At 42.9% G+C, this 25,349-nt stretch carries 24 protein-coding genes; 18 read left to right on the forward strand and 6 right to left on the reverse strand.

What is annotated here, in order from left to right; genetic code table 11:
• Positions 1–81 precede the first annotated feature (81 nt).
• The 4 genes from prmA (at position 82) to dtd (ending at position 4,949) form a co-directional block, all read left to right on the forward strand.
• Positions 82–1,032, forward strand: a complete 951-nt coding sequence (gene prmA / locus ADH27_RS09390; protein ID WP_048717571.1) for a 50S ribosomal protein L11 methyltransferase — start codon at positions 82–84, stop codon at positions 1,030–1,032.
• A 1-nt stretch (position 1,033) separates the two neighbouring features.
• On the forward strand, positions 1,034–1,783 hold the full coding sequence (locus ADH27_RS09395; RefSeq protein WP_048717573.1) for a 16S rRNA (uracil(1498)-N(3))-methyltransferase: 750 nt from the start codon (positions 1,034–1,036) through the stop codon (positions 1,781–1,783).
• A 251-nt stretch (positions 1,784–2,034) separates the two neighbouring features.
• Positions 2,035–4,254 (forward strand): RelA/SpoT family protein, encoded by a 2,220-nt coding sequence (locus tag ADH27_RS09400; RefSeq protein WP_006595074.1) that lies wholly within the window; start codon positions 2,035–2,037, stop codon positions 4,252–4,254.
• Positions 4,255–4,505: 251 nt separating this feature from the next.
• Positions 4,506–4,949, forward strand: coding sequence for a D-aminoacyl-tRNA deacylase (gene dtd / locus ADH27_RS09405; protein WP_048691599.1), 444 nt, complete (start codon positions 4,506–4,508; stop codon positions 4,947–4,949).
• 293 nt (positions 4,950–5,242) lie between these two features.
• On the opposite strand, the gene ADH27_RS09410 is transcribed toward dtd, so the two are convergent.
• Positions 5,243–5,896 (reverse strand): metal-dependent transcriptional regulator, encoded by a 654-nt coding sequence (locus ADH27_RS09410; protein ID WP_048717575.1) that lies wholly within the window; start codon positions 5,894–5,896, stop codon positions 5,243–5,245.
• 140 nt (positions 5,897–6,036) lie between these two features.
• Between ADH27_RS09410 and ADH27_RS09415 the strand changes: the two genes are divergently transcribed.
• Positions 6,037–7,062, forward strand: a complete 1,026-nt coding sequence (locus ADH27_RS09415; protein ID WP_048717577.1) for a DUF3114 domain-containing protein — start codon at positions 6,037–6,039, stop codon at positions 7,060–7,062.
• A 109-nt stretch (positions 7,063–7,171) separates the two neighbouring features.
• On the opposite strand, the gene tpx is transcribed toward ADH27_RS09415, so the two are convergent.
• From tpx to ADH27_RS09435, 4 genes are all read right to left on the reverse strand, one after another.
• A complete protein-coding gene (gene tpx, locus ADH27_RS09420) occupies positions 7,172–7,666 on the reverse strand; it encodes a thiol peroxidase (RefSeq protein ID WP_048717579.1) in 495 nt (164 codons plus the stop codon).
• Between the two features lie 87 nt (positions 7,667–7,753).
• Positions 7,754–8,686 carry a metal ABC transporter substrate-binding protein gene (locus ADH27_RS09425; protein ID WP_048717580.1) on the reverse strand — a complete coding sequence of 311 codons (933 nt, stop codon included), beginning with the start codon at positions 8,684–8,686 and terminating at the stop codon, positions 7,754–7,756.
• A gap of 11 nt (positions 8,687–8,697) precedes the next feature.
• The gene (locus ADH27_RS09430) at positions 8,698–9,540 is read right to left on the reverse strand and encodes a metal ABC transporter permease (RefSeq protein WP_048717582.1); all 843 of its coding nucleotides are present in this window, start codon (positions 9,538–9,540) and stop codon (positions 8,698–8,700) included.
• Complete coding sequence (locus ADH27_RS09435; RefSeq protein WP_048717584.1) at positions 9,537–10,259, reverse strand: metal ABC transporter ATP-binding protein; 723 nt, start codon at positions 10,257–10,259, stop codon at positions 9,537–9,539. Before ADH27_RS09435 ends, ADH27_RS09430 begins: the two co-directional genes overlap by 4 nt.
• Positions 10,260–10,407: 148 nt before the next feature.
• Here ADH27_RS09435 and ADH27_RS09440 point away from each other — a divergent pair, with 148 nt between their 5' ends.
• Entirely contained in the window at positions 10,408–12,303 is a 1,896-nt protein-coding gene (locus tag ADH27_RS09440; protein WP_048717585.1) for a M13 family metallopeptidase, read from the forward strand.
• 221 nt (positions 12,304–12,524) lie between these two features.
• On the opposite strand, the gene ADH27_RS09445 is transcribed toward ADH27_RS09440, so the two are convergent.
• The gene (locus ADH27_RS09445; protein ID WP_048717587.1) at positions 12,525–13,301 is read right to left on the reverse strand and encodes a glycyl-radical enzyme activating protein; all 777 of its coding nucleotides are present in this window, start codon (positions 13,299–13,301) and stop codon (positions 12,525–12,527) included.
• Positions 13,302–13,430: 129 nt separating this feature from the next.
• Between ADH27_RS09445 and ADH27_RS09450 the strand changes: the two genes are divergently transcribed.
• The 12 genes from ADH27_RS09450 (at position 13,431) to ADH27_RS09500 (ending at position 25,312) form a co-directional block, all read left to right on the forward strand.
• The gene (locus ADH27_RS09450) at positions 13,431–14,174 is read left to right on the forward strand and encodes a DeoR/GlpR family DNA-binding transcription regulator (RefSeq protein ID WP_048717589.1); all 744 of its coding nucleotides are present in this window, start codon (positions 13,431–13,433) and stop codon (positions 14,172–14,174) included.
• A 14-nt stretch (positions 14,175–14,188) separates the two neighbouring features.
• Positions 14,189–15,160, forward strand: a complete 972-nt coding sequence (locus ADH27_RS09455; protein ID WP_048717591.1) for a sugar-binding transcriptional regulator — start codon at positions 14,189–14,191, stop codon at positions 15,158–15,160.
• Positions 15,161–15,326: 166 nt separating this feature from the next.
• Positions 15,327–15,650: a PTS lactose/cellobiose transporter subunit IIA gene (locus ADH27_RS09460; RefSeq protein WP_048691622.1), complete on the forward strand. Its 324-nt coding sequence runs from the start codon at positions 15,327–15,329 to the stop codon at positions 15,648–15,650.
• Positions 15,651–15,663: 13 nt separating this feature from the next.
• Positions 15,664–15,972 (forward strand): PTS sugar transporter subunit IIB, encoded by a 309-nt coding sequence (locus tag ADH27_RS09465; RefSeq protein ID WP_013904534.1) that lies wholly within the window; start codon positions 15,664–15,666, stop codon positions 15,970–15,972.
• Between the two features lie 11 nt (positions 15,973–15,983).
• On the forward strand, positions 15,984–17,285 hold the full coding sequence (locus tag ADH27_RS09470; protein WP_048691625.1) for a PTS sugar transporter subunit IIC: 1,302 nt from the start codon (positions 15,984–15,986) through the stop codon (positions 17,283–17,285).
• A 141-nt stretch (positions 17,286–17,426) separates the two neighbouring features.
• Positions 17,427–19,865, forward strand: a complete 2,439-nt coding sequence (locus tag ADH27_RS09475) for a glycyl radical protein (RefSeq protein ID WP_023027619.1) — start codon at positions 17,427–17,429, stop codon at positions 19,863–19,865.
• Between the two features lie 15 nt (positions 19,866–19,880).
• On the forward strand, positions 19,881–20,549 hold the full coding sequence (locus ADH27_RS09480) for a fructose-6-phosphate aldolase (protein ID WP_048717592.1): 669 nt from the start codon (positions 19,881–19,883) through the stop codon (positions 20,547–20,549).
• A 14-nt stretch (positions 20,550–20,563) separates the two neighbouring features.
• Positions 20,564–21,655 (forward strand): glycerol dehydrogenase, encoded by a 1,092-nt coding sequence (locus tag ADH27_RS09485; RefSeq protein WP_048717594.1) that lies wholly within the window; start codon positions 20,564–20,566, stop codon positions 21,653–21,655.
• Between the two features lie 210 nt (positions 21,656–21,865).
• Positions 21,866–22,006 carry a bacteriocin gene (locus tag ADH27_RS10275; RefSeq protein WP_125335735.1) on the forward strand — a complete coding sequence of 47 codons (141 nt, stop codon included), beginning with the start codon at positions 21,866–21,868 and terminating at the stop codon, positions 22,004–22,006.
• A gap of 61 nt (positions 22,007–22,067) precedes the next feature.
• On the forward strand, positions 22,068–22,289 hold the full coding sequence (locus ADH27_RS09490; protein WP_048717596.1) for a hypothetical protein: 222 nt from the start codon (positions 22,068–22,070) through the stop codon (positions 22,287–22,289).
• An 18-nt stretch (positions 22,290–22,307) separates the two neighbouring features.
• Positions 22,308–22,982: a CPBP family intramembrane glutamic endopeptidase gene (locus tag ADH27_RS09495; RefSeq protein ID WP_048717598.1), complete on the forward strand. Its 675-nt coding sequence runs from the start codon at positions 22,308–22,310 to the stop codon at positions 22,980–22,982.
• Positions 22,983–23,329: 347 nt separating this feature from the next.
• Entirely contained in the window at positions 23,330–25,312 is a 1,983-nt protein-coding gene (locus tag ADH27_RS09500) for a peptide ABC transporter substrate-binding protein (protein ID WP_048717600.1), read from the forward strand.
• Positions 25,313–25,349 lie beyond the last annotated feature (37 nt).

Genomic DNA, 25,349 nt, shown 5'->3' on the forward strand with positions numbered 1-25,349 from the left:
AGATAAACTTCTCTTAGACAAAAACGTCTTCAGAGAGTTTCCTATTTTGGCTTTGTGTTTTACGGGCTTGGTATCTTAATAATGGAAACATGGCAAGAGTTAAAAGTTACAGTCAAGCGTGAGGGAGAGGAGTTGGTTTCCAATCTCTTGATCGAGTTAGGTGCCCAAGGGGTAGCAATTGAAGATAGCATGGACTATGTGGGCAACGTCGATCGCTTCGGTGAGATTTTCCCTGATGTCGAGCAACAAGAAGAAATCGTGGTGACAGCCTACTATCCGGATACGGTTGATGTGGTAGCGGTTGAAGCGGATTTGCAGGCTCGTTTAGCAGAATTGACAGACTTTATGGATCTAGGAGAGGTCAAGATGGGAACGACTGCCTTGGCTGAGGAAGACTGGGCAGACAACTGGAAGAAATACTATGAACCAGCTCGCATCACTCATGACTTGACCATTGTGCCGTCATGGACGGACTATGAGGCGACGGCGGGAGAAAAGATTATCAAGCTGGATCCTGGTATGGCCTTTGGAACTGGGACCCACCCAACAACCAAGATGAGCCTCTTTGCCTTAGAGCAGGTTCTTCGTGGTGGTGAAACAGTACTAGATGTGGGGACTGGTTCAGGAGTCCTTTCTATTGCTAGTTCCCTTCTGGGTGCCAAGGAAATCTTTGCCTATGACTTGGATGATGTGGCAGTTCGCGTTGCTCAGGAGAATATTGAACTCAACCCTGGCATGGAAAATATCCATGTAGCCCCAGGTGATTTGCTTAAGGGGGTGGAGATTGAAGCAGATGTTATCGTGGCCAATATCTTGGCGGATATCCTTATCCATCTGACAGATGATGCTTATCGCTTGGTCAAGGATGAAGGCTATCTCATCATGAGTGGCATTATCAGGGACAAGTGGGACATGGTGCGTGAGTCAGCAGAAGCGGCTGGATTTTTCCTTGAAACCCACATGATCCAAGGGGAGTGGAATGCCTGTGTCTTCAAGAAGACCAAGGATATCTCTGGTGTGATTGGAGGCTAGCATGCAACAGTATTTTGTAAAAGGTTTGGCTAGCTCACCTGTCACTATCGAGGATAAGGAGACCAGCAAGCACATGTTTCAGGTCATGCGCTTGAAAGAAGATGACCAGGTGACCCTAGTCTTTGATGATGGGATCAAGCGTTTGGCGCGCGTGGTCAATGTGGAGGCTCGTCAGTTGGAGCTAATCAAAGAATTAGCTGACAATGTGGAACTGCCAGTCCAAGTGACCATTGCCTCTGGCTTTCCCAAGGGAGACAAGCTGGAGTTTATCACTCAAAAAGTAACAGAGCTCGGTGCTAGTCAAATTTGGGCCTTTCCTGCCGATTGGTCAGTTGCCAAGTGGGATGGCAAGAAATTGGGTAAAAAGGTTGAAAAACTAGAAAAAATCGCCCTTGGAGCAGCAGAGCAAAGCAAGCGGAATCTTGTCCCAAGCATTACCCTTTTTGAGAAAAAGGCAGACTTTCTAGCCCAACTCGACCAGTTTGACCGCATCGTGGTGGCCTATGAAGAGTCGGCCAAAGAAGGCGAAAGCGCTGCTCTTGTACAAGCTGTAAGTGGTCTTGAAAAAGGGAGCAAGGTTCTCTTTATCTTTGGTCCAGAAGGAGGTCTCTCACCTGCTGAAATTGAAAGTTTTGAAGCTAAAGGAGCAGTCCTTGCAGGCCTTGGGCCTCGTATCCTACGAGCAGAAACCGCACCACTCTATGCCCTCAGCGCAGTGAGTGTTGTCACAGAATTAATGAAAAACGCGTGAAGGTAGATCTTCACGCGTTTCTTTTATATCTTATTTTATTCAGAATTTATTCGTTTTCTTATTTTTTATATATTACAAATTAATGGATTTTTTATAAAAAATGGAGTATTTGTATAAAAAGGGAGCCTACGTTCGGGCTTTCTGGCTGATAGTGCTGGAAAGCTCCTCAAATAGCATGAAAGTCAATCGGACTAGTTTTCATATAGAGCTAAAAGTGATAGAATAGAAGGCAAGAAAGTGGAGAAAACTAGATGCCGAAAGAAGAACCTTTAACAGGGGGCCAGGTTATTGCCCTTACCAAAAAATACTTGTCGGGAGAGGATGTTGCATTTGTAGAAAAAGCTCTCCTTTATGCGGTCGACTGCCATAGTGGGCAATTCCGTAAATCAGGTGAACCCTATATCATCCACCCTATTCAAGTTGCCGGCATTTTGGCAAAATTGAAGTTGGATGCTGTGACCGTTGCCTGTGGTTTTTTGCACGATGTTGTCGAGGATACAGACGCGACTCTAGATGATCTAGAGCGCGAATTTGGACATGATGTCCGAGTGATTGTCGATGGAGTGACCAAGCTCGGGAAGGTCAAATACAAGTCCCATGAAGAGCAGTTGGCAGAGAACCACCGCAAGATGCTCATGGCCATGTCTCAAGATATCCGTGTCATCTTGGTCAAGCTAGCAGACCGCCTGCACAACATGCGGACTTTGAAGCATTTGCGCAAGGACAAGCAAGAGCGGATTTCCCAAGAAACCATGGAAATCTATGCGCCACTAGCCCACCGTCTTGGGATTTCCAGCGTCAAGTGGGAATTGGAAGATCTATCCTTCCGTTATCTCAATGAAGTCGAATTCTACAAGATTTCCCATATGATGAAGGAGAAGCGTCGCGAGCGGGAAGCCTTGGTAGAAGAAGTCGTCCAAAAGATCGAGTCCTATGCGGCGGAACGCCACCTCTACGGGAAAATCTATGGTCGTCCTAAGCATATCTACTCCATCTATCGCAAGATGCAGGATAAGAAGAAACGCTTTGATGAAATCTATGATTTGATTGCCATTCGCTGTATCCTGGAATCACCGAGCGATGTCTATGCCATGCTGGGCTATATCCACGAGTTGTGGAAGCCTATGCCAGGCCGTTTCAAGGACTACATCGCCAATCGGAAGGCCAATGGTTACCAGTCCATCCATACCACTGTTTACGGACCAAAAGGTCCCATCGAGTTCCAGATCCGTACCAAGGAAATGCACGAGGTTGCTGAGTACGGGGTTGCGGCACACTGGGCTTATAAGAAAGGAATCAAGGGCCAAGTCAATAGCAAAGAATCGGCTATTGGGATGAACTGGATCAAGGAGATGATGGAACTCCAAGACCAGGCGGATGATGCCAAAGAATTTGTCGATACGGTCAAAGAAAACTATCTAGCCGAAGAGATTTATGTCTTTACCCCAGATGGAGCGGTTCGTTCTCTTCCAAAGGATTCTGGACCGATTGACTTTGCCTATGAGATTCATACCAAGATCGGGGAAAAAGCGACTGGTGCCAAGGTTAATGGCCGTATGGTTCCTTTGACTACCAAGCTGAAAACGGGTGACCAGGTTGAAATCATCACCAATCCAAATTCATTTGGACCAAGTCGTGACTGGCTCAATATCGTCAAGACCAGCAAGGCCCGCAATAAGATCCGCCAATTCTTTAAGAACCAAGACAAGGAACTCTCGATCAACCGTGGACGAGAGTTGCTCATGGCCCAATTCCATGAGCATGATATGATTGCCAACAAGTTCATGGATAAGAAGCACATGGACAAGGTCTTGCAAAAGACCAGCTACAAGACCGAAGAGGCCTTGTTTGCGGCCATCGGTTTTGGAGAAATCGGAGCCATCTCTGTCTTTAATCGTTTGACGGAGGAAGAGCGTCGAGAAGAGGAAAAGGCCAAGGCGCGTGCAGAAGCTGAGGAGCTGGTCAAAGGCGGCGAAGTCAAAGTTGAAAACAAAAAAGACACCCTCAAGGTCCGTCATGAAGGTGGCGTGGTCATCCAAGGAGCTTCTGGTCTCTTGATCCGGATTGCTAAATGTTGCAATCCCGTGCCAGGAGATACAATTGTCGGCTACATTACCAAAGGACGTGGGGTTGCTATTCACCGTCAAGATTGTATGAACCTGCGGGCCCAAGACAACTACGAGCAACGCTTGATAGACGTCGAGTGGGAAGACAATAACACGACCAAGGATTACATCGCCCATATCGATATCTACGGCCTCAACCGTGCAGGTCTTCTCAATGATGTCCTTCAAGTCCTCTCTAATACGGCTAAGATGATCTCAACTGTCAATGCCCAACCAACCAAAGATATGAAATTTGCCAATATCCACATTTCCTTCGGGATTCCAAACCTGTCTATGTTGACAACGGTTGTGGATAAGATTAAGAGTGTGCCGGAGGTGTACTCTGTTAAGCGTACCAACGGCTAATCTTCTGCGAAAATCGACTTCATACTGCGTTAGTTTCAACTGGCCTAACTACAGTTATGCCTGCGTCTCACTGCCTTGTCTGATGTCGATTTTCTTTGAAGATTGAGAAGCGTGGTTAGAATTCATTTATTGCTTGGTTAGCTCGCCTCGCCGTACTTCAGTACTGTCTTCGTCTCACTGCCTTGTCTGATGTCGATTTTCTTTGAAGGTAGCAGTGAATGCTCAATAGATTGTTAAAATAGGATAATAAGATGAAATTAGTAATTCAACGGGTCAAAAGGGCCTCGGTTTCTATTGACGGTCAAGTTTATAGTCAGATTCAAGAAGGACTTCTTCTCTTGGTGGGAGTGGGGCCTGAGGATGACCAGAAGGATTTGGAGTATGCGGTGCGCAAGGTCACCCAAATGCGGATTTTCTCGGATGAAGAAGGGAAGATGAACTTATCTGTCAAGGATATTCAAGGAGAAATCCTCTCGATTTCTCAATTTACCCTCTTTGCCCAGACAAAAAAAGGCAATCGTCCAGCCTTTATCGGGGCAGCCAATCCAGAGATGGCCAGCCAGCTCTACGATGACTTCAATGATTTGTTAGAAAAGGAAGTCCCTGTCAAACGAGGGGTCTTCGCTGCAGATATGGCAATCGAACTCATCAATGATGGCCCGGTGACCATCATCCTCGATACGAAAAATCCATAGAAAAACAAGCCCTTGATTAAAGGGCTTGTTTGAATGTCGACAAATTATTTTTTACTTAGGATAGCTGAATAATTTTTCAAAAAAAACCTTATATTACTTTGAGTTGTCGAAGTAAATCCGAAACTTTCCGCCGTGAGAAAAATGCTTGAAACATTGTTGTTTCAAGCACTCGGGAGTTTTGAAACCTTAGGTTCAAAACTAAGTCATGGAACTTCGTAGAAGTTCGCTGACGTCCGTACTCACCTAAGGAAAGTTTCTAGGAATACTATTTCTTCAATCTGACATGCTCTTAATCAAAGAGCATATTTTTCTATGTAAAGTTGTTGGGCAATCAGATGATTGATCTGGATGTCTTGGTCTTTGATCTGGAGCTGATAGAGGCCGGTGTAATCATCATAGCCTTTGAAGAGAATGACATCTCCAATGGTCAGCTGGATCTGGTCTAAAAAATTCAGCAATTCAAAGCTATCCTGGACTCTTCGCAAACGATAGGTTCCCGGTTCGCTGACATCACTCAAACGGTCCTGGTAAGCCTCGATGAGAAGTTTTCCTTTGGGTGGAATGGTTCCTCCATGGGGGCAGGTTTTGGGAGTGTCTAACATCTGGTCAAGTTTATCGATAAAGCGGTCGGAGACAGTATGTTCGAGCACTTCAGCCTCTTCATGGACTTCTTCAGTCGTATAGCCCAGTTTTTTGAGCAAGAACACTTCAATCAAGCGGTGCTTGCGAAAGAGATCGGAAACCGTTTGGAGGCCGAGCTTGGTTAGCAGATAGCCGTGGGTCTTGTCCTTGATGAGGAGATTCTCCGAGATCATGCGTTTGACCATCTCAGTCACGGCTGGAGGCGAAACCTGCATCCGGGCCGCAATCTCTTTGTTACTAATTTTTTCATGTTGCGTGCCGATTTCATAGATGCACTTGAGGTAATCTTCTTTATTTGGTGTCATAGGGTCCTCTTTTCTTCGCTTCTTCTAGTATATCAAAAAAAGCGCGAAATGGCTTGGCCAGTGGATAGGAATTGTCTGGGAGGGAGAAAGATGATAGTATAGAAGCATAAACCGAGAACAATATGGAAAGGAGGGTGCAAATGCAGCGACAGGAATTGGAAAAACTGGGCTGGACGACCAGAGGTCTCAGCTACTTAGAAGAACGACTGCAGTCTTGCGAAGATGAAGCAACAAGGCAAGACTCTTACCGCTCTGTCTTCGTCTTTGCCAGTCCTCTTTTCCAAGAGATGTGGCAGAGAGAACTGCAAGGGTTGACGGAAGGCCGTGCCCAGGCCCTCTTAAGAGGGGTCATGCACCTCTGTCTCATGCCACGGGATTTATCGGGAACCTGTGAGGAGACTGCCTTCTTACTGAAGCGGTTCTGGCCAGATTGCCCGCCTCATTCGTCTTTTTGGTCCTCTTTTTCAAGAGTGGTTCAAGTAGCATTTGCTCAGGATCCATTAGCCAGCAAAGCAGGAGATCAGCTCTTAAAACGACAGGTTCACCAGTTTCGCTATCTGCTCTCTGCCTACCAGGCCCAGTGGATTCGGGAGCATTATGCCAGAGCGGGGCAGACTGATGAAGAGGCGCTACAAGCTTACTTGCAGGAGACAAAAGGGATCAAAATCGATGCTTATGCAGCAGCTCGTCTCCATAATAAGGTCTATGTGGATCAAGATGGCCAACTTGCTTTCCCATCTCGTGCTCAGGCCCAGTTGAATTTTAAGGTATTGCTCAACTTTCATACAGAGTATATCCTGGATCAGGGTGGCCAGTTTCTCAACGAAGTGGATCCGTATCAGATTTCTGAAAATGGCATTGTCAATGGAGCCAGTTTCAACTATGGCTTAGCCAAAGGCCATACCCATAAGGACTTGGATATCGATCCCGTTAAACCGTGGGATCCAGCTTTTCGCAAGAAGGTTCTCTATCAGCAAGGTGTTCGCTATCTAGCTCCGAAGAATGATCGCAGTATTGAAGGCTACTGGAGTCGGAAGGGAACCTTTGCACAAGGAGGCAAGAGCTATAAGCAACAAGTAGCAAAGCGCGTGCGGAGTTTCCTCAGAGGCATCCCACGCTTACGCTGGCGACTTTTACTCAAGAATGGGCTCCATCGGATTTTATAGTAGTCCTCTTTCGGATTGAAGAAAAAGGCCTCTTAGAAACTCACCTAAGGAAAGTCTCTGAACAGATTTTGTAGATAAAGTAAAAAGAGGTCCTAGACCTCTTTTTACTTTATCCAAGTGCTTTGACGGCTTCGATTGCCGCGTCGTAATTGGGTTCGCTGTTGATGTTGTCTAGGTATTCGACGTAAGTGACCTTGTTGTCTGCATCTAGGACCAAGACAGCGCGTGCGAGCAAATGCCATTCATTGATCAAGAGGCCATAGGCTTTTCCGAAGGAATGGTCGAAGTAGTCTGAGATCATGATGGCATTTTCGATCCCTTCAGCAGCACACCATTTACCTTGAGCGAAAGGAAGGTCGACAGAAACTGTCAAGACCACAGTGTCCTCCATGTCAGAGAGGGCCTGGTTGAAGTGACGTGTTTGAGTAGAACAGATACCTGTGTCAATGGATGGGATCACACTGAGGACTTTTTTCTTGCCAGCAAAATCAGCCAAAGATTTTTTCTCCAAGTTAGGAGTGGTCAGTGAAAAGTCATGAGCAGTATCGCCAACTTGAAGTTGAGATCCGGTAAAGGTAACAGGGTTTCCTAAAAATGTTGTCATAGCAAAGACTCCTTTTTTCTTTTCGTTGTACATCAATGAAGGGGGAAGAGCCACTGATTTGTTTGAGAATCTAATCAGTTTGGAATCTTATTTGTTCAGACCTTCTGCGATTTTCTCTAAATTCCATTTCATCATGCTGTAGTAGCTGTCGCCTTCTTCCCCTTCTTTGGCAATTGAGTCAGTAAAGATCTTTGCAAAGATAGGGATATTGCTATCCTTAGACACAGTTTTCATAGGACGCTCATCGACACTGGATTCGACAAAGAGGGACGGTACTTTGGTTTGACGCAATTTCTCTAGTAGCGTTTTGATTTGTTCAGGTGTCCCTTCTACTTCAGTGTTGATTTCCCAGATATAGGCAGATGGGACGCCGTAGGCTTTGGAGAAGTACTTGAAGCAACCCTCACTGGTTACGATCATCTTCTTCTCTACTGGGATGTTATTGAATGCTTGCTTGGCTTCTTGGTCTAACTTACTTAGTTTTTCAGTATAGGCTGCTAGATTTTTTTCGTAGAAGTCCTTGTTTTTTGGATCTTTGGCGATTAATTGTTTGGCAATGTTTTTAGCGTAGATGATTCCATTTTCGAGATTGAGCCAAGCGTGAGGGTCTTCTTTTCCAGCTTGGTTTTGGCCTTCTAGGTAGATGACCTCTACGCCATCGCTGGCAGCGAAATAGTCCTTGTTTTCTACTTTATTAGCATTTTTGACCAATTTGGTAAACCAAGCATTGCCACCCGTTTCGAGGTTGATCCCATTGTAGAAGATCAGGTCTGCTTGTGAAGTTTTTTTGACATCTTCTGGGAGTGGTTCGTATTCGTGGGGATCTTGGCCGACAGGGACAATACTGTGGAGCTCGATTTTGTCCCCAGCGATATTTTTGGTGATATCTGCGAGGATGGAGTTGGTGGTAACCACCTTCAATTTATCAGATGAGGACTTAGAAGAAGAGCCTTTGCTACAGGCCAACAGGCCAAATAAGAGCGCCACAAAGAGGGCGAGGACAGAAGCGATTTTTTTCATGTGTTTCTCCTTTAATGAGGTGAAAGAGCGTGCTTATTCTTTCTCTGCTTAGGAGCGATAAAGAAGCTGATGAGAAAGAAGATGGCAGAAGTGAGGACGATACAAGACCCGACAGCGATGTTGAAACTGTAGCCAATAAAGAGTCCTAGGATAGAGGCTAGGGCACCTAATCCGGATGAAAGGAGCATCATGGACCATAGGCTATTGGCATAGAGGTAGGCTGTCGCAGCAGGTGTGATGAGCATGGCGACAATGAGAATGGTTCCGACACTTTGCATAGCAGTGACAGAAACCAAAGTCAAGAGCACCATGAGGAGGTAGTGATATATCTTGACCCGGACGCCCATGGATTGAGCCAGAACGGGGTCAAAAGAAGTGAGCAGTAGGGGACGAAAGAGCAGGACAATCACCAGTAAGACTGCCACCCCAACACCGATGGTTATCCACATATCCTGGTCTTGCACGGCCAAGATATTTCCAAAGAGGATGTGGAAAAGGTCGGTGGAACTTTTAGCGACTCCGATCAGAATGACTCCTAAGGCGAGGAAAGAAGAAAAGGTAATCCCAATTGCAGTGTCGCTCTTGATGATGGAGTTGCTCTTGATATAGGTGATGAGGATGGAAGCTAATAGCCCAAAGGCAATGGCGCCAATAAAGAAATTGATGCCCAGGATAAAGGACAGAGCCACCCCTGGAAGGACTGCGTGCGAGATGGCATCTCCCATAAGAGACATGCCTCTTAAAATAATGAAGCATCCAACAGCTCCAGCGACAATCCCGATGGCAATAGCTGTAATCAGGGCATTTTGTAAGAAGTGGAATTGCTGTAATCCATCGATAAATTCTGCAATCATCCGACGCCACCTCCTATAAAGAGTTCATGCCCATAGGCTGCATGCAGATTTTCCTTGGTAAAAGTTTCCTCTGTTTTCCCAAAAGCGATCAGCTTGCGGTGAAGGAGGAGGACCTGGTCAAAATAAGCTGGGACCTTGCTGAGGTCATGATGGACGATCAGAATGGTCTTGCCTTCTTTTTTCAAGGTCTGAAGGGTCTGCATAATGATGTCTTCGCTGACAGAGTCAATCCCTGCGAAGGGCTCATCCAAAAAGATGACATCCGCTTCTTGGACCAAGCAGCGGGCGATCAGGACCCGTTGGAATTGCCCTCCCGAAAGCTGGCCGATCTGGCGATCCGCTAGATCAAGAAGATTGACAAGTTTCAAGGCATTTTCTACTTTTTTCAGATCCTCTTTGCCTTTTCTCTTGAAGATAGAAAGATGGGGGTAGAGGCCCAGTGAGACACACTCCCGCACCGTGATGGGGAAGTGGAAATCAATAGCGGATTTCTGTTCGACGTAGGCCACTCGTTGAAGAACTTGGCCGAGGTCCTTTTGATCGAGCTGGACCTTTCCCGAATGGGGGAGAAGTCCTAGCATGGCCTTGATTAGGGTTGATTTCCCAGCTCCGTTGGGCCCAAGAATTCCTAGGATAGTTGGACCCTGGATGGTGAGGGAAAGATCCTCCAAGGCCAGTGTTTGCTGGTAGGCAACACTTAGATGTTCAATTTGAATCATGATTTTACTCCTTTACCATTAATATACATAAATAAAAAAATTAAGTCAAGTTAATTTTTAAAATAATTTAGGTTAAATCTCTTGTAATCATTGAAAAATAGACCTATTTTTGATAAGGTTATTAGAAAAGAATGAAAGCGAGAAGATCATGGTACGTTTACAAGATGATTTTTATGATTACGTCAATGGGAAATGGGCTGAGACAGCAGTGATTCCTGATGACAAACCGTCAACCGGTGGTTTTATGGACTTGATCCAAGACATCGAAAACTTGATGTTGGATATTACCGGAAAATGGCAACGGGGAGAAGAGCTACCTGAAGACAGCATTCTGCAAAACTTCGTCAAATACCACAAAATGGTGGCAGATTTTGATGCGCGGGAAGCAGCCGGTGTGGCTCCAGCTATGCCTTTGATCAATGAAATCAAGGCCCTTTCTTCCTTTGAAGACTATACCAGCAAGTTAGGCACCTATGAACTAGCTGGCAAACCAAATCTCTTGCCATTTAGCGTATCACCAGACTTTATGAATGCCCAAATGAATGTCTTGTGGGGAGAAGCACTCGGTTTGATCTTGCCTGATACGACCTACTATGAAGAAGGCAATGAAAAAGGCCCAGAGTTATTGGCTGTTTGGCGTCAAATGGTTGAAAAGCTTTTAGCAAAATTTGATTTCTCAGAGGAAGAAATCAAAGATATCCTGGATAAGGTGATTGCGGCCGATGCAGAATTGGCCAAATATGTCTTGTCAAACGAAGAAAAATCCGAGTACAACAAACTCTACCATCCTTATGAGTGGGCAGATTTCAAGGCCTTGGTTCCAGAATTGCCACTCGATACCTTCTTTACAGAAGTGATCGGGCAAACGCCAGATACTATCATTGTTCCAGAAGAGCGCTTCTGGAAGGAATTTGCGCCAAAATTCTACTCAGCAGCCAACTGGGAAACCCTTCATGCCAAGTTGAAACTCAGTGCAGCTCTTTCTTGGACGTCTTTCTTGACTGAAGAAATCCGTGTCTTATCTGGTGAGTATAGCCGTACGATTACAGGGACACCAGAAGCACGTCCGAAAGAAAAAGCCGCTCTGGCCTTGGCGGAAGGGCCTTATAGCCAAGCGCTTGGACTCTGGTATGCGGGCGAAAAATTCTCACCAGAAGCGAAAGCAGACGTAGAGCATAAAGTAGCGACCATGATTGAGGTTTACAAGGATCGCTTAGAAAAAGCGGATTGGCTCGCTCCTGAAACTCGTGAAAAAGCCATTGTCAAGCTCAATGTCATCACACCACATATCGGCTACCCTGAAAAATTACCAGAAACGTATGCCAAAAAGATCATCGACGAGAGCAAGACCTTGGTGGAAAATGCTCAAAAATTGGCTCAAATTTCCATCGAGCATGTCTGGAGCAAGTGGAACCAACCAGTCGATCGGAGCGAGTGGCACATGCCAGCTAATATGGTCAATGCCTACTATGATCCGCAACAGAACCAAATCGTCTTCCCAGCAGCGATTCTCCAAGCACCTTTCTATGACCTTCACCAATCATCATCAGCTAACTATGGCGGAATCGGTGCAGTCATTGCCCATGAAATCTCCCACGCCTTTGACACCAATGGTGCTTCCTTTGACGAGCACGGTAGCTTGAAAGACTGGTGGAAGCCAGAAGATTATGAAGCCTTTACCGCTCGGACTCAAAAAGTTATCGATCAGTTCGAAGGTCAAGACTCATACGGTGCCAAGATCAACGGGAAATTGACCGTTTCTGAAAACGTGGCAGACCTTGGAGGTATTGCTGCAGCCCTTGAAGCGGCGAAGAAAGAAGTAGACTTCTCAGCAGAAGAATTCTTCACCAACTTTGCTCGCATCTGGCGCATGAAAGCTCGGACAGAGTACATGCAACTTCTCGCCAGTGTTGATGTCCACGCACCAGGAAAACTCCGTACCAATGTTCAATTACCAAACTTTGACGAATTCTTTGAAACCTTTGATGTCAAAGAAGGTGACGGCATGTGGCGTGCACCAGAAGACCGTGTGATTATTTGGTAAATTAAGATAGGAGAGACGATTCGGTTTACCGAAACTTCCTGCAGAAAAATAGGAAATCAATGCCGCATTCCATGAATGCCAATTGATTTATCTTTTTTCCAAAGGAAGTAGTCTCGACTTCAATTAAGCAATTTGATTTTCTCGATGCTCGTGAAAGAATAAGAAATCCCCAAAGCCAAGTTTCAATCTACTGAAACTAGCTTTGGGGATTTTTGAGTGGATTAGAAATAACAGTGAATGTCATGATCTAAAAAAACTTGCTGATAGTCATATAAATCTTCTGGATGCAGAGCCTTTATTCCTTCCATTTCATAGCGACGTCCTAAAAGCTTGTATTTGTTTTCTCCAAACTGGTGAAATGGGAGAAGTTGTACTTCATCGATGTTAAGCGAATTAAAAAGAGAAGCAAATTCTTCAGCATCGTTTAAAGAGTCATTGAAATTAGGAATGACTGGAATACGTAAAACGATTGTTTTGTTTTGAGCAAAGGCATAATGAATATTTTTAATAATCAGATGATTGTTGACTCCGACAACCTTCTTATGTTTAAGTGTATTGTAATGTTTAAGGTCTGTATAAATAAAATCAACATACTGAATGAGATCGACAAATTTCTCATGTTCAACAAAAGCTGTCGTTTCGATTGCAGTATGAAGTCCAACTTCTTTCGCAGCTTTTAAGATAGCTTTGGCAAATTCAAATTGAGCAAAGATTTCTCCACCAGACAGGGTAAGGCCACCACCAGATTCTTCATAGAAGTCAACGTCTTTTAAGACATCATCTATGATTTCTGTGACTGTTTTTTCTTCTCCCGTGATAGTTTCCTTTTTAGTAACAGCATCTAACATTTTTTCAGGATTTGCACGCTGGGATTCAGGATTGGAGCACCATGGACAACGCAGGGGACATCCTTTTAGAAATACAGTAGTTCGGATGCCAGGGCCATCATGGATACTAAAGTGTTGGATGTTAAAGATAATGCCACGATTTTGTTCCATATTTTGCTCTCCTATCAATCTAGTAAGTCTATTATACATTATTTAAGAAACTAATTCAATTACGAACGAAAGTTTATTTTGTTTTGAATTCACTCAGAAATTTGCTAAAATAGAGTAGAGGTAAAAACAATGCAACGTTTAGATGAAATATTGAAATTAGTATCGGAGTTTGAAAAGATAGATGTCAATAGCTTGTCGGAGAAATTACAAGTCTCTAAAGTAACCATTCGAAAGGATTTGGACAAGCTAGAATCAAAAGGATTATTGCATAGGGAGCATGGCTATGCAGTTTTAAACAGTGGAGATGATATCAATGTGCGATTGTCCTTTCAATATGATACCAAGAAAAGAATAGCCCGGGAGGCCGCTAAATTAATTAAGGATAACGACACGGTTCTGATTGAATCAGGCTCTACGTGTGCCTTGCTAGCAGAAGAAATTTGCCAAACAAAAAAGAATGTCAAGATTGTGACAAATTCTTACTTTATTGCAGATTATATTCAGGAATATGATTCTTGTAAAATCATCCTACTTGGTGGTGAATTTCAAAAAGAATCGAGAGTGACTGTAGGTCCGCTTTTGAAAGAATTAATCCGCTCGTTTAGAGTTCCCTTTGCTTTTGTAGGGGTAGACGGATATGATGACGAACTTGGCTTTACTGGGAAAGATATGATGAGAAGTGAAGTTGTTCAAGCTATGTCCGATGTTTCTAAAGAAGTGATTGTCTTAACAGATTCAAGTAAATTTGGGAAATGTGGAACTGTCAGACGATTTGCACTTTCACAAGTTTCGAGAGTCATAACAGATAAGAATATATCTCAAGAAGCGAAAGAAAAACTTGAGGATTCGCAAACGATTTTAACTTTAGTATAAGAAGGAGAAGCCAATTGAAAGATGAACGGAAAAAGTTACTTGCTAAATTAGCCTACCTATACTATGTTGAAGACAAAAGTCAATCGCAAATCGCAGCAGAAACTGGAATCTACCGTACAACTGTTAGCAGAATGCTAGCAGAGGCCAAGAAAGAGGGCGTAGTAAAAATTGAAATTGAAAACTTTGATACTCGCCTCTTCCATTTAGAAAATTATATCAAACAAAAATATGGCTTAAAAGCTATCGAGATTATACCGAATCTAGTTGATGAGCCTCGAGAAAGCCTTGAAAAGCGACTGGCGCAAGCAAGTGCGGTCATGCTTCGTAATTTGATTGAAGATGGAATGACAGTCGGATTTTCATGGGGCAAGTCTCTCAGATTAATGGTAGAACAAGTTGGAACGAAGCGCTTGGATGGTGTTCAATTTTATCCTCTAGCTGGAGGTCCCAGTCATATCCATGCTCGCTACCATGTCAATACGCTGATCTACAGTATGGCGAGTAAATTTCATGGGGAATGTCATTTTATAAACGCGAGTGTCATTCAAGAAAATTCTGAGGTGACGGAAGGCATCTTATCTTCTAAGTATTTTGAGGATTTGAAAGCTAGTTGGCGTTGTTTGGATGTTGCGGCTGTAGGGATTGGTGGCTATGCAGATAGCAAGAATCCTCAGTGGTTTGATATGCTGACATCAAATGATTTTAAGAAATTGGAGTCAGAACATGCTGTAGGAGAAGTATGCTGTCGTTTCTTTGATCAAGAAGGTATCCCAGTTTATCCTGAATTACAGGAAAGAACAATATCAATCACATTAGAGGAATTGAGAAAGGTACCAAACACCATCTCTTTGGCCTACGGTGATCAGAAAGCAAAAGCAATTTTATCGGTTTTGAAAGCCAACTATATCAATCATTTAGTCACAGATGAAGCAACGATCTTAAAAGTCTTAGAATTAGATGGTGATCAGCAATTTACTAAAAAATAGGACAGCAGGAATGCGGTCCTTATTTTTTTGAGTCAAAAAGCACAAATGTGCAAAAATCAAAAACAACAATCAAATGTTGCGATTTTTATTGACCGGCAAAAATATAAATGGTATATTGACAATAGAAAAAGCGCTTTCAGTAGATTGACAAAGGAGTGTAGTGCACATGGAAATAATTGTTGCAGACCAAATTATTATGGGATTGATTTTAAATGCGGGTGATGCTAAACAGCATATTTACCAAGCTTTATCATATGCTAAGGAGGGCGATTTTACATCTTCTGAAGGCGAAATTGCAAAAGCAGATGCAGCATTGCTAGAAGCGCATAACCTGCAAACACAATTTTTAGCCCAGGAAGCAGGTGGGACAAAGACAGATATTACAGCTCTGTTTGTGCACTCACAAGATCACTTAATGACTTCAATCACAGAGATTAACTTGATTAAAGAAATGATTGACTTACGTAAAGAACTTTCAGCGAAACAATAAGGAGGAAAAGAAGATGAAAATTGGATTGTTTTGTGCAGCAGGATTTTCAACAGGAATGTTGGTAAATAATATGAAGGTGGCGGCTAAGGAATTAGGGATTGATGCTGAAATCGATGCCTATTCTCAAGCGAAATTAGCAGATTTTGCCCCAGAAATCGATGTCGCATTGTTGGGCCCTCAAGTAGCTTATACTTTGGATAAATCAAAAGCGATTTGTGAGGCAAACCATATTCCTATTGCTGTCATCCCTATGGCAGATTATGGGATGTTGGATGGTAAGAAAGTACTAAATCTAGCTCTAGAATTGCTAGGAGAAAAATAAGGAGGCTTCCCATGTCTAATTTTAATTCTCAGAAAATTATCGCTCCAATCATGCGTTTTGTAAACATGAAAGGAATTATTGCTCTTAAAGATGGGATGTTAGCGATCCTTCCATTAACGGTAGTTGGTAGTTTGTTTCTGATTATTGGGCAATTACCATTTGAAGGTCTTAACCAGGCTATTGCTAGTGTATTTGGCGATACATGGACAGAGCCATTTATGCAGGTTTATTCAGGAACATTCGCCATCATGGGATTAATTTCTTGCTTCTCCATTGGTTATTCATATGCTAAAAACAGTGGAGTAGAGCCTTTGCCAGCAGGAGTTTTGTCCCTATCTTCATTCTTTATCTTGTTAAAATCTTCTTATGTACCAGCTAAGGGAGAACCGATTGGTGATGCCATTGCAAAAGTATGGTTTGGTGGTCAAGGGATTATTGGTGCCATTATTATTGGTCTGGTAGTTGGTGCGATTTATACTGTGTTTATCCAAAGACATATTGTTATTAAAATGCCAGAACAAGTACCTCAAGCCATTGCCAAACAATTTGAAGCGATGATTCCTGCTTTCGTGATTTTCTTACTATCAATGATTGTCTATATCGTATCAAAAGTAGTGACAAGTGGCGGTACCTTCATTGAAATGATTTATGATGTCATTCAGGTTCCTCTACAAGGTCTAACAGGATCACTTTACGGAGCGATTGGAATTGCCTTCTTTATTTCGTTCTTGTGGTGGTTTGGTGTGCATGGACAATCAGTTGTCAATGGTGTAGTAACAGCCTTGCTACTTTCTAACCTGGATGCCAATAAATCAATGTTGGCAGCTGGGAAGCTATCCGTTGAAAATGGTGCCCACATTGTAACCCAACAATTCCTAGATAGTTTCCTTATTTTGTCTGGATCAGGTATAACCTTTGGTTTGGTTATTGCTATGTTATTTGCTGCTAAGTCAAAACAATATAAGGCACTTGGGAAAGTTGCAGCTTTTCCTGCAATCTTCAATGTTAATGAACCCGTCGTATTTGGCTTCCCAATTGTAATGAACCCAGTGATGTTCCTTCCATTTATTATCGTTCCAATTTTAGCAGCGATAATTGTTTATACTTCAATTGCTATTGGGTTCATGCATCCATTCTCAGGTGTGACACTTCCTTGGAGTACACCAGCCATTATTTCTGGATTTATGGTTGGAGGTTGGCAAGGTGCTTTCGTTCAAGTGCTAGTTCTTGCAACCTCGACAGTTGTATACTTCCCATTCTTTAAATTCCAAGATAATCTTGCTTATAACAATGAATTACAAGCTGAAAAATAGTGCGTTTATTAGGAATGCACAGATGTGCGACTAGAATAGAATTTATAGGTATAATCCATAATTCATTGAAATTCGTAAAATTTAATGCTACTATAGTTACGAAAGAAAACAAAATAATTTCAAAAGAAAGGTTTTGAAAAAATGAAACAAGTAGAAGTAGCAAGTACAAGCATTAAAACAGAATATTTTGGAAGCCTCACTGAACGCATGAATAAGTATCGTGAAGATGTCTTAAACAAGAAGCCTTACATCGACGCTGAACGTGCCGTTCTTGCAACTAAGGCATATGATCGTTATAAGGAACAACCAAATGTTCTTAAACGTGCCTATATGTTGAAAGAGATTCTTGAAAATATGACAATCTATATTGAGGATGAATCCATGATTGCTGGAAACCAAGCATCCTCTAATAAAGATGCTCCGATCTTCCCAGAATATACTTTAGAGTTCGTTCTGAAGGAATTGGATCTTTTTGAAAAGCGGGATGGTGACGTCTTTTATATTACGGAAGAAACGAAAGAGCAGCTCCGTAGTATCGCACCGTTCTGGGAAAATAATAACTTACGTGCAAGAGCTGGAGCTCTTCTACCTGAAGAAGTATCTGTCTATATGGAAACAGGATTCTTCGGTATGGAAGGGAAGATGAATTCAGGAGATGCCCACTTAGCAGTCAATTATCAAAAATTATTGCAATATGGCTTGAAAGGTTTTGAAGAAAGAGCTCGCCAAGCTAAAGCAGCCCTAGATCTAACGGATCCAGCTAGCATTGATAAGTACCATTTTTACGATTCAATCTTTATCGTAGTTGATGCTGTTAAGACCTATGCTCAACGATTTGTGGAACTTGCTAAACAACTTGCTGAAACAGCAACTCCTGAACGTAAGAAGGAATTGCTTGAAATTGCAGAGATTTGCTCGAAAGTTCCATACGAGCCTGCAAGTACATTTGCAGAGGCTGTTCAGTCTGTTTGGTTTATCCAATGTATTCTTCAGATTGAATCAAATGGACACTCACTTTCATATGGCCGTTTTGACCAATATATGTATCCATACGTTAAAGCTGATTTGGAAAGTGGACGGGAAACTGAAGAGAGTATTGTTGAACGCTTGACCAACCTTTGGATTAAGACTATTACAATTAACAAAGTACGTAGTCAAGCACATACCTTCTCATCTGCAGGTAGTCCGCTTTATCAAAACGTTACGATTGGTGGTCAAACGCGTGATAAGAAAGATGCCGTCAACCCATTGTCTTATTTGGTGTTGAAGTCTGTTGCTCAAACTCACCTTCCTCAACCAAACTTAACTGTTCGTTACCACGCTGGTTTGGATGCCCGCTTCATGAACGAATGTATTGAAGTTATGAAGCTCGGATTCGGTATGCCTGCTTTCAATAATGATGAGATCATTATTCCATCCTTTATTTCAAAAGGTGTTCTTGAAGAAGATGCTTATGATTACAGTGCAATTGGTTGTGTAGAAACAGCTGTTCCAGGTAAATGGGGATATCGCTGTACAGGTATGAGTTATATGAACTTCCCTAAAGTTTTGCTCATCACGATGAATGATGGAATCGATCCTGCTTCTGGTAAGCGCTTTGCACCAAGCTTCGGTCATTTTAAAGACATGAAGAGCTTCGATGAATTGCAGACTGCTTGGGACAAGACTTTGCGCCACTTAACCCGCATGAGTGTGATCGTAGAAAACTCGATCGACCTATCTCTTGAAAGAGAAGTGCCAGATATCCTCTGTTCAGCTTTGACAGATGACTGTATTGGACGTGGAAAACACCTAAAAGAAGGTGGAGCTGTCTACGATTATATTTCTGGTCTACAAGTGGGTATTGCAAACTTATCCGATTCACTTGCAGCAATCAAGAAACTGGTATTCGAAGAAGGACGCTTAACGCCACAAGAGCTATGGCATGCTCTGGAAACCGATTACGAGGGCGAACGTGGAAAAGAAATCCAAGAGATGCTTATCCATGATGCACCGAAGTATGGAAACGATGATGACTATGCGGACAGCTTAGTTCGAGAAGCATACGATATTTATGTGGATGAAATTGCTAAATATCCAAATACTCGCTATGGACGTGGGCCAATCGGTGGTATCCGTTACTCAGGTACATCTTCTATTTCAGCCAATGTAGGACAAGGTCGTGGAACATTAGCTACTCCGGACGGTCGTAATGCTGGAACTCCACTAGCAGAAGGATGCTCTCCATCCCACAATATGGACCAACATGGCCCAACATCTGTTCTAAAATCTGTTTCTAAATTGCCAACAGATGAAATTGTTGGTGGTGTTTTACTGAACCAAAAAGTAAACCCACAAACTTTAGCCAAAGAAGAAGATAAATTAAAACTTATTGCTTTACTCCGTACGTTCTTTAATCGTCTACATGGATACCATATTCAATACAATGTGGTTTCTAGAGAAACGTTGTTAGATGCTCAAAAACATCCGGAAAAACACCGTGACTTAATTGTACGTGTTGCAGGCTACTCAGCTTTCTTCAATGTACTATCAAGAGCTACACAAGATGATATTATTGGACGGACAGAGCATACTCTATAGTAAAGAGGTATGTATATGGAATTTATGCTTGATACTTTAAATTTAGATGAGATAAAAAAATGGGCACGAGTGTTACCCCTTGCTGGGGTAACTTCGAACCCAACAATTGCTAAAAAAGAAGGGGACATTGATTTTTTTGATCGTATCCATAAGGTGCGAGAAATCATTGGGGGCTCTCCTTCCATCCATGTTCAAGTTGTCGCAAAAGATTATGAAGGAATTTTGAAAGATGCGGCTAAAATTCGCGAACAATGCGATGAAAACACCTATATTAAAGTCCCAGTAACACCTGAAGGACTTGCTGCAATTAAAGTGTTAAAAGCAGAGGGTTACAAAATTACTGCAACAGCAATCTATACTGTTTTTCAAGGGCTGTTGGCGATTGAGGCAGGAGCCGACTATTTAGCACCTTATTACAATCGTATGGAAAACTTAAACATTGATTCAGCTCAGGTTATTTCTCAGTTAGCGAGTGCCATAGAGCGTGATCATTCATCAAGCAAAATTCTAGCAGCTTCCTTTAAAAATGTGGCTCAAGTTAATCGAGCATTTAAAGAAGGAACACAAGCAATTACGGCAGGGGCAGATGTCTTTGAAGCAGCTTTTGGAATGCCTTCTATTGCAAAAGCAGTAGATGACTTCGAGGCAGATTGGTCAGCCGTTCATCATAAGAATACAATTTGATAAAGGAGGAGTGTATGAGAAATTTTGCAAGTCCATCTCGTTACATTCAAGGGGAAAATGCTTTATTTGAAAATGCAAAACCAATTTTAGAACTGGGGAGTCATCCCGTTTTACTCTGTGATTCAGTGGTCTATGATATCGTAGGGGAACGTTTTGAAAAGTATCTCCTTCGGTATGGCTTTACAGTCTTGCCAGTATTCTTCAATGGTGAAGCTTCTGACAATGAAATCAATCGTGTGGTCAGTCTGGCAGAAGAGAACGGCTGTGACTTAGTCATCGGACTTGGCGGAGGAAAGACCATCGATAGTGCAAAAGCCATTGCCGATCTTCTAAAATCACCAGTTGTCATTGCTCCGACCATTGCCTCTACAGATGCTCCGGTTTCAGCCTTGTCAGTTATCTACACGGATGAAGGTGCCTTTTTTCGCTATATCTTCTATTCTAAAAACCCAGAATTGGTCTTGGTGGATAGCAAAGTCATCGCTCAAGCACCAAAACGTTTGCTCGCTTCTGGTATCGCAGATGGATTAGCGACTTGGGTTGAAGCGCGTGCAGTGATGCAAGCTAACGGAAAAACCATGCTAGGCAAACACCAAACTTTAGCTGGTGTCGCGATTGCGCAACGTTGTGAAGAAATCTTATTTGCAGACGGACTTCAAGCCATGGCTGCTTGTGAAGCCAAAGTGGTAACGCCTGCTCTTGAAAACATCATTGAAGCCAATACCCTTCTCAGTGGGATTGGATTTGAAAGTGGTGGCTTGGCAGCAGCTCATGCCATCCATAATGGCTTTACAGCCCTTACTGGAGACATCCACCATTTGACACACGGTGAAAAAGTAGCCTACGGAACGCTAGTTCAATTGTTCTTGGAAAACCGTCCTAAAGAAGAATTGAATAAATACATTCGTTTCTATCAACAAATCGGTATGCCAACGACTCTGAAAGAAATGCATCTTGAAAATGCAAGCTACGAAGACCTTCTCAAGGTTGGCCAACAAGCCACCATTGAAGGAGAAACCATCCATCAAATGCCATTCAAGGTACAAGCATCTGATATTGCTCAAGCCATTGTAGCAGTAGATGCTTATGTCAACTCCTTAGGCTAATCAAAGAAATACAGAAACCATCGTCTGTTGGCGATGGTTTTTTTGATGGTTGGTCGTTTCGTTTGATTTGGAGGTTTATCCTTCTGAATGAATAGCTTTTCCCTCCCACATAGCTGAAAAATGCAACCATATAGAAGGATCAAAGGCAAATGCTCCGATTTTTGATAGACTCAGGAGGTAGCGTTACAAATACAAATTGGAGGAAATGAAATGATAGAATGTAGTCAAAAAGAATTGGAACAAATTGTAGGAGGTGGGGGTTCTCGCCCAAATGTGATTCCAGGTCAGTCAGATAAGATTGAGATTGGACGTCCTGGCTTTGTGAAGCGACCACCACTCGCTCGTATTTAAGACATGATAGCAATCTTGATCATGGTGTTTTGAAATCTAGATAGGAAGAATAGGAGAAAAAATGAAAATCTATACAGAAACAGAATTGACGACAAATGAACTCGAACAAACAGTAGGAGGGGTGATTACTCCAATCAGAAGCCCTGAACTAACGTATGGTGGCGGTGGTTGGGGAACCCCTGGAATTTACCCGGGTTGGGGAAATCAAGGAATGTCGCCTTCAGGTGGCGGTTTTAGATGGCTGGAGCAAATTGCCCCAATATTTAGTAGAAAAAGAAAGTAAGATAGAAAGGTGAATGCAATGAGAAAGACAGACAGACCGTTTCAACTCGCGACACTAGGGATTCTCTGCATCAATTTTGCGCTTTTTAACGTGGGGCTCCCAACGGATTTAGTGGGCCACCTATCGGATGACTCTTATTATGGCTTGCTCCTCTTGTTGATTGGATTGATTGGGGGGTTAGCCGTTACACTCTTGGTAAAGAGTCGTCGTTGGGACTTGTACGGGAAATTTACTTTTAAAGCTTCTTATTTTGCGGTTTTTGTGCTTGTTTTTCTTGCTCACTTTTTATGGGATATGTTTTCTGCAGCGGTATTTCCGCCCACTAAGAATTCCATAGCCCTTGCAGAAGTATCTAGTGGTTTGTCAGGCTGGGCCTTGGTATTGATACGTTATGTCTATGCCTGCTTGCTGGCTCCTATTGTGGAGGAACTAGTCTTTCGTGATTTGGTCATGACGGCGTTGGCATCTTATCAGAAGTATAAGCTGGATATGCTGGTGTCTGCTTCCTTGTTCAGCCTCTCGCATGTCTGGCAGCATGGTTGGGATTTGCCAAGCTTTATCGTCTACTTGGTACCAGGCTTGCTATTTTGTGCGGTCCTGCGCTATACCAAATCGATTTACTGGGCCATCCTCCAGCATGCCTCTTGGAATAGTTTCCTTACCCTCGTATCCCTCCTGGTCAGTGGGATTTAAGCAAGGGGAGCTAGTGGCAGAGAGCTTTATCCATCATTAAAGAGAGAGTGGGACAGAAATCGGTAATTCGTTAGAATTCGATTTCGTCGTCCCACCTCCGCACAGTTGAGTAGGGCTGTAAAAGCTGATGAAATCAGCGTAGTAGAGCCCACTCAACCACTGCGTCTTGCTCGACAATCAAAAAATAATTGAGAGGCTAGGACTTTTGTCCCAGCCTCTTTTTGTATGGAGGCAAAATCATTATTTTTTCTTAACTTTTGAAATATTATACAGTTAAGCGTTTACATTTTTCCATAAAGTGCTATAATTTAATATGAAGAATAACATTTTATACAGAGGTGATCCATATGAAAAAAGGGAAGCTACTCTTAGCCACCGGCGCTCTGCTTTTGTCTGTAAGCGCACTGGTAGCCTGCTCACAAGGAGGGAAATCTTCAAGTTCGGACAACCAGGTCTTTAGTTATGTCTATACGCAAGACCCGGATACTTTGGATTATTCACTCTCTAACAAGAAGTCTACCTCAGAATTTACAGGAAATGCTGTGGATGGCTTATTAGAAGTTGACAAATACGGCAACTTGATCCCATCTCTTGCTAAGGATTGGACTGTTTCAAAAGATGGTCTGACTTATACCTACAAACTTCGTAAAGGGGTTAAATGGGTGACCGCTGAAGGGGAAGAATTCGGAGAAGTTAAGGCCCAAGACTTTGTGACGGGGCTTCAGCATGCGGCGGATAAGAAGTCTTCGGCCCTCTATCTCGTCCAACAATCCGTTAAAGGGTTGGATGATTATGTCTCAGGGAAAACCAAAGACTTCTCAACGGTTGGTATCAAAGCCATTGATGACTATACGGTTCAATACACCTTGAACCAACCAGAAAGTTTCTGGAATTCAAAAACGACCATGGGTATTTTGATGCCAGTCAATAAAGAATTCTTAGATTCTAAGGGAGATGGCTACGGTCAAGGTACAAACCCTGCTAGTATTCTTTATTGTGGTCCTTATTTGATCAAAGCGATTACTTCTAAATCTGTTGTGACGCTTGAAAAGAACCCAACCTATTGGGATGCGGATAATGTCAAGATCACCAAGGTGAAGCTAACCTATTATGATGGACAAGATTCAGAATCACTCATCCGTGGATTTGATAATGGAGACTTTACCGTTGCCCGTGTCTTCCCGAATGGTTCCAACTATAAGAGTGTAGAGAAGAAACACAAAGATGACATCGTCTTTAGTGACCAAGGATCTTCTACTTATAACTTGTCCTTCAATATTGACCGTCAGGCTTATGAGATTACAACGAAAACGACAGATGCTCAAAAGAGCTCAACCAAGAAAGCAATCTTGAATAAAGACTTCCGTCAAGCCATTATGTTTGCCTTCAACCGCAAGGCCTATGTAGCGCAAGCCAATGGGGAAGCATCTGCGGATAAGGTCATCCGCAATACCTTCACGCCTCCAAACTTTGTTCAAGTTGATGGCAAAGACTTTGGTGAGTCTGTCGAAAAAAATCTAGAAGAATACGGTGATGAATGGAAAGGTGTCTCCGTCGAAGATGGAAAAGATACCCTTTACAATCCAACCAAGGCCAAGGAAGAATTTGCCAAGGCTAAAGAAGCCCTTCAGGCCCAAGGGGTAGAGTTCCCAATTCATTTGGACCTCCCTGTTTCATCAACCTATACAGAAGGAGTCAAGCAAGCCCAATCCTTTAAACAGTCAATCGAATCGACTCTGGGAGCAGAAAATGTGGTCATCGACTTGAATATGATATCTGAGGATGATCTGCAACGAGTGACCTACTTTGCTGAAAATGCTTCTCAACAAGACTGGGATTTGAACAACAACTTGGGTTGGGGACCAGACTATACGGATCCATCTTCTTACCTAGATATCACAAACTCTAAGAATGGTGAAAATGCCAATGCTTACTTTGGATTTGATGCGGGGACCAATAATGCCGCAGCCAAAGAAGCTGGTTTTGATGAATATGATCAATTGATCGAAGATGCGCACAATGAAACCAAAGATGTCAATGCCCGCTATGAAAAATATGCCAAGGCTCAGGCTTGGTTGACAGATAGTGCCCTCTTGATCCCGATTCATTCAGATGGTGCCTCTCCAGGTGTTCGTAAGACAGTTCCATACTCAGCTGCCTTTGCTTGGACAGGACACAAGGGTCAATCCTTCAACTACAAGTACTTGGAATTGCAAGACAAAGTCTTGACAGCCAAAGAGTACGATGAAGCGCGTGAACAATGGAAGAAAGAAAAAGAAGAATCCAATAAGAAAGCTCAAAAAGAACTACAAAGTCACGTAGAAGACTAGGAATTCAAGAACAATTGCTATTGAACAGGGAAGAGAG

The sequence above is a fragment of the Streptococcus sp. 343_SSPC genome, from assembly GCF_001072385.1.
Taxonomy (GTDB): domain Bacteria; phylum Bacillota; class Bacilli; order Lactobacillales; family Streptococcaceae; genus Streptococcus.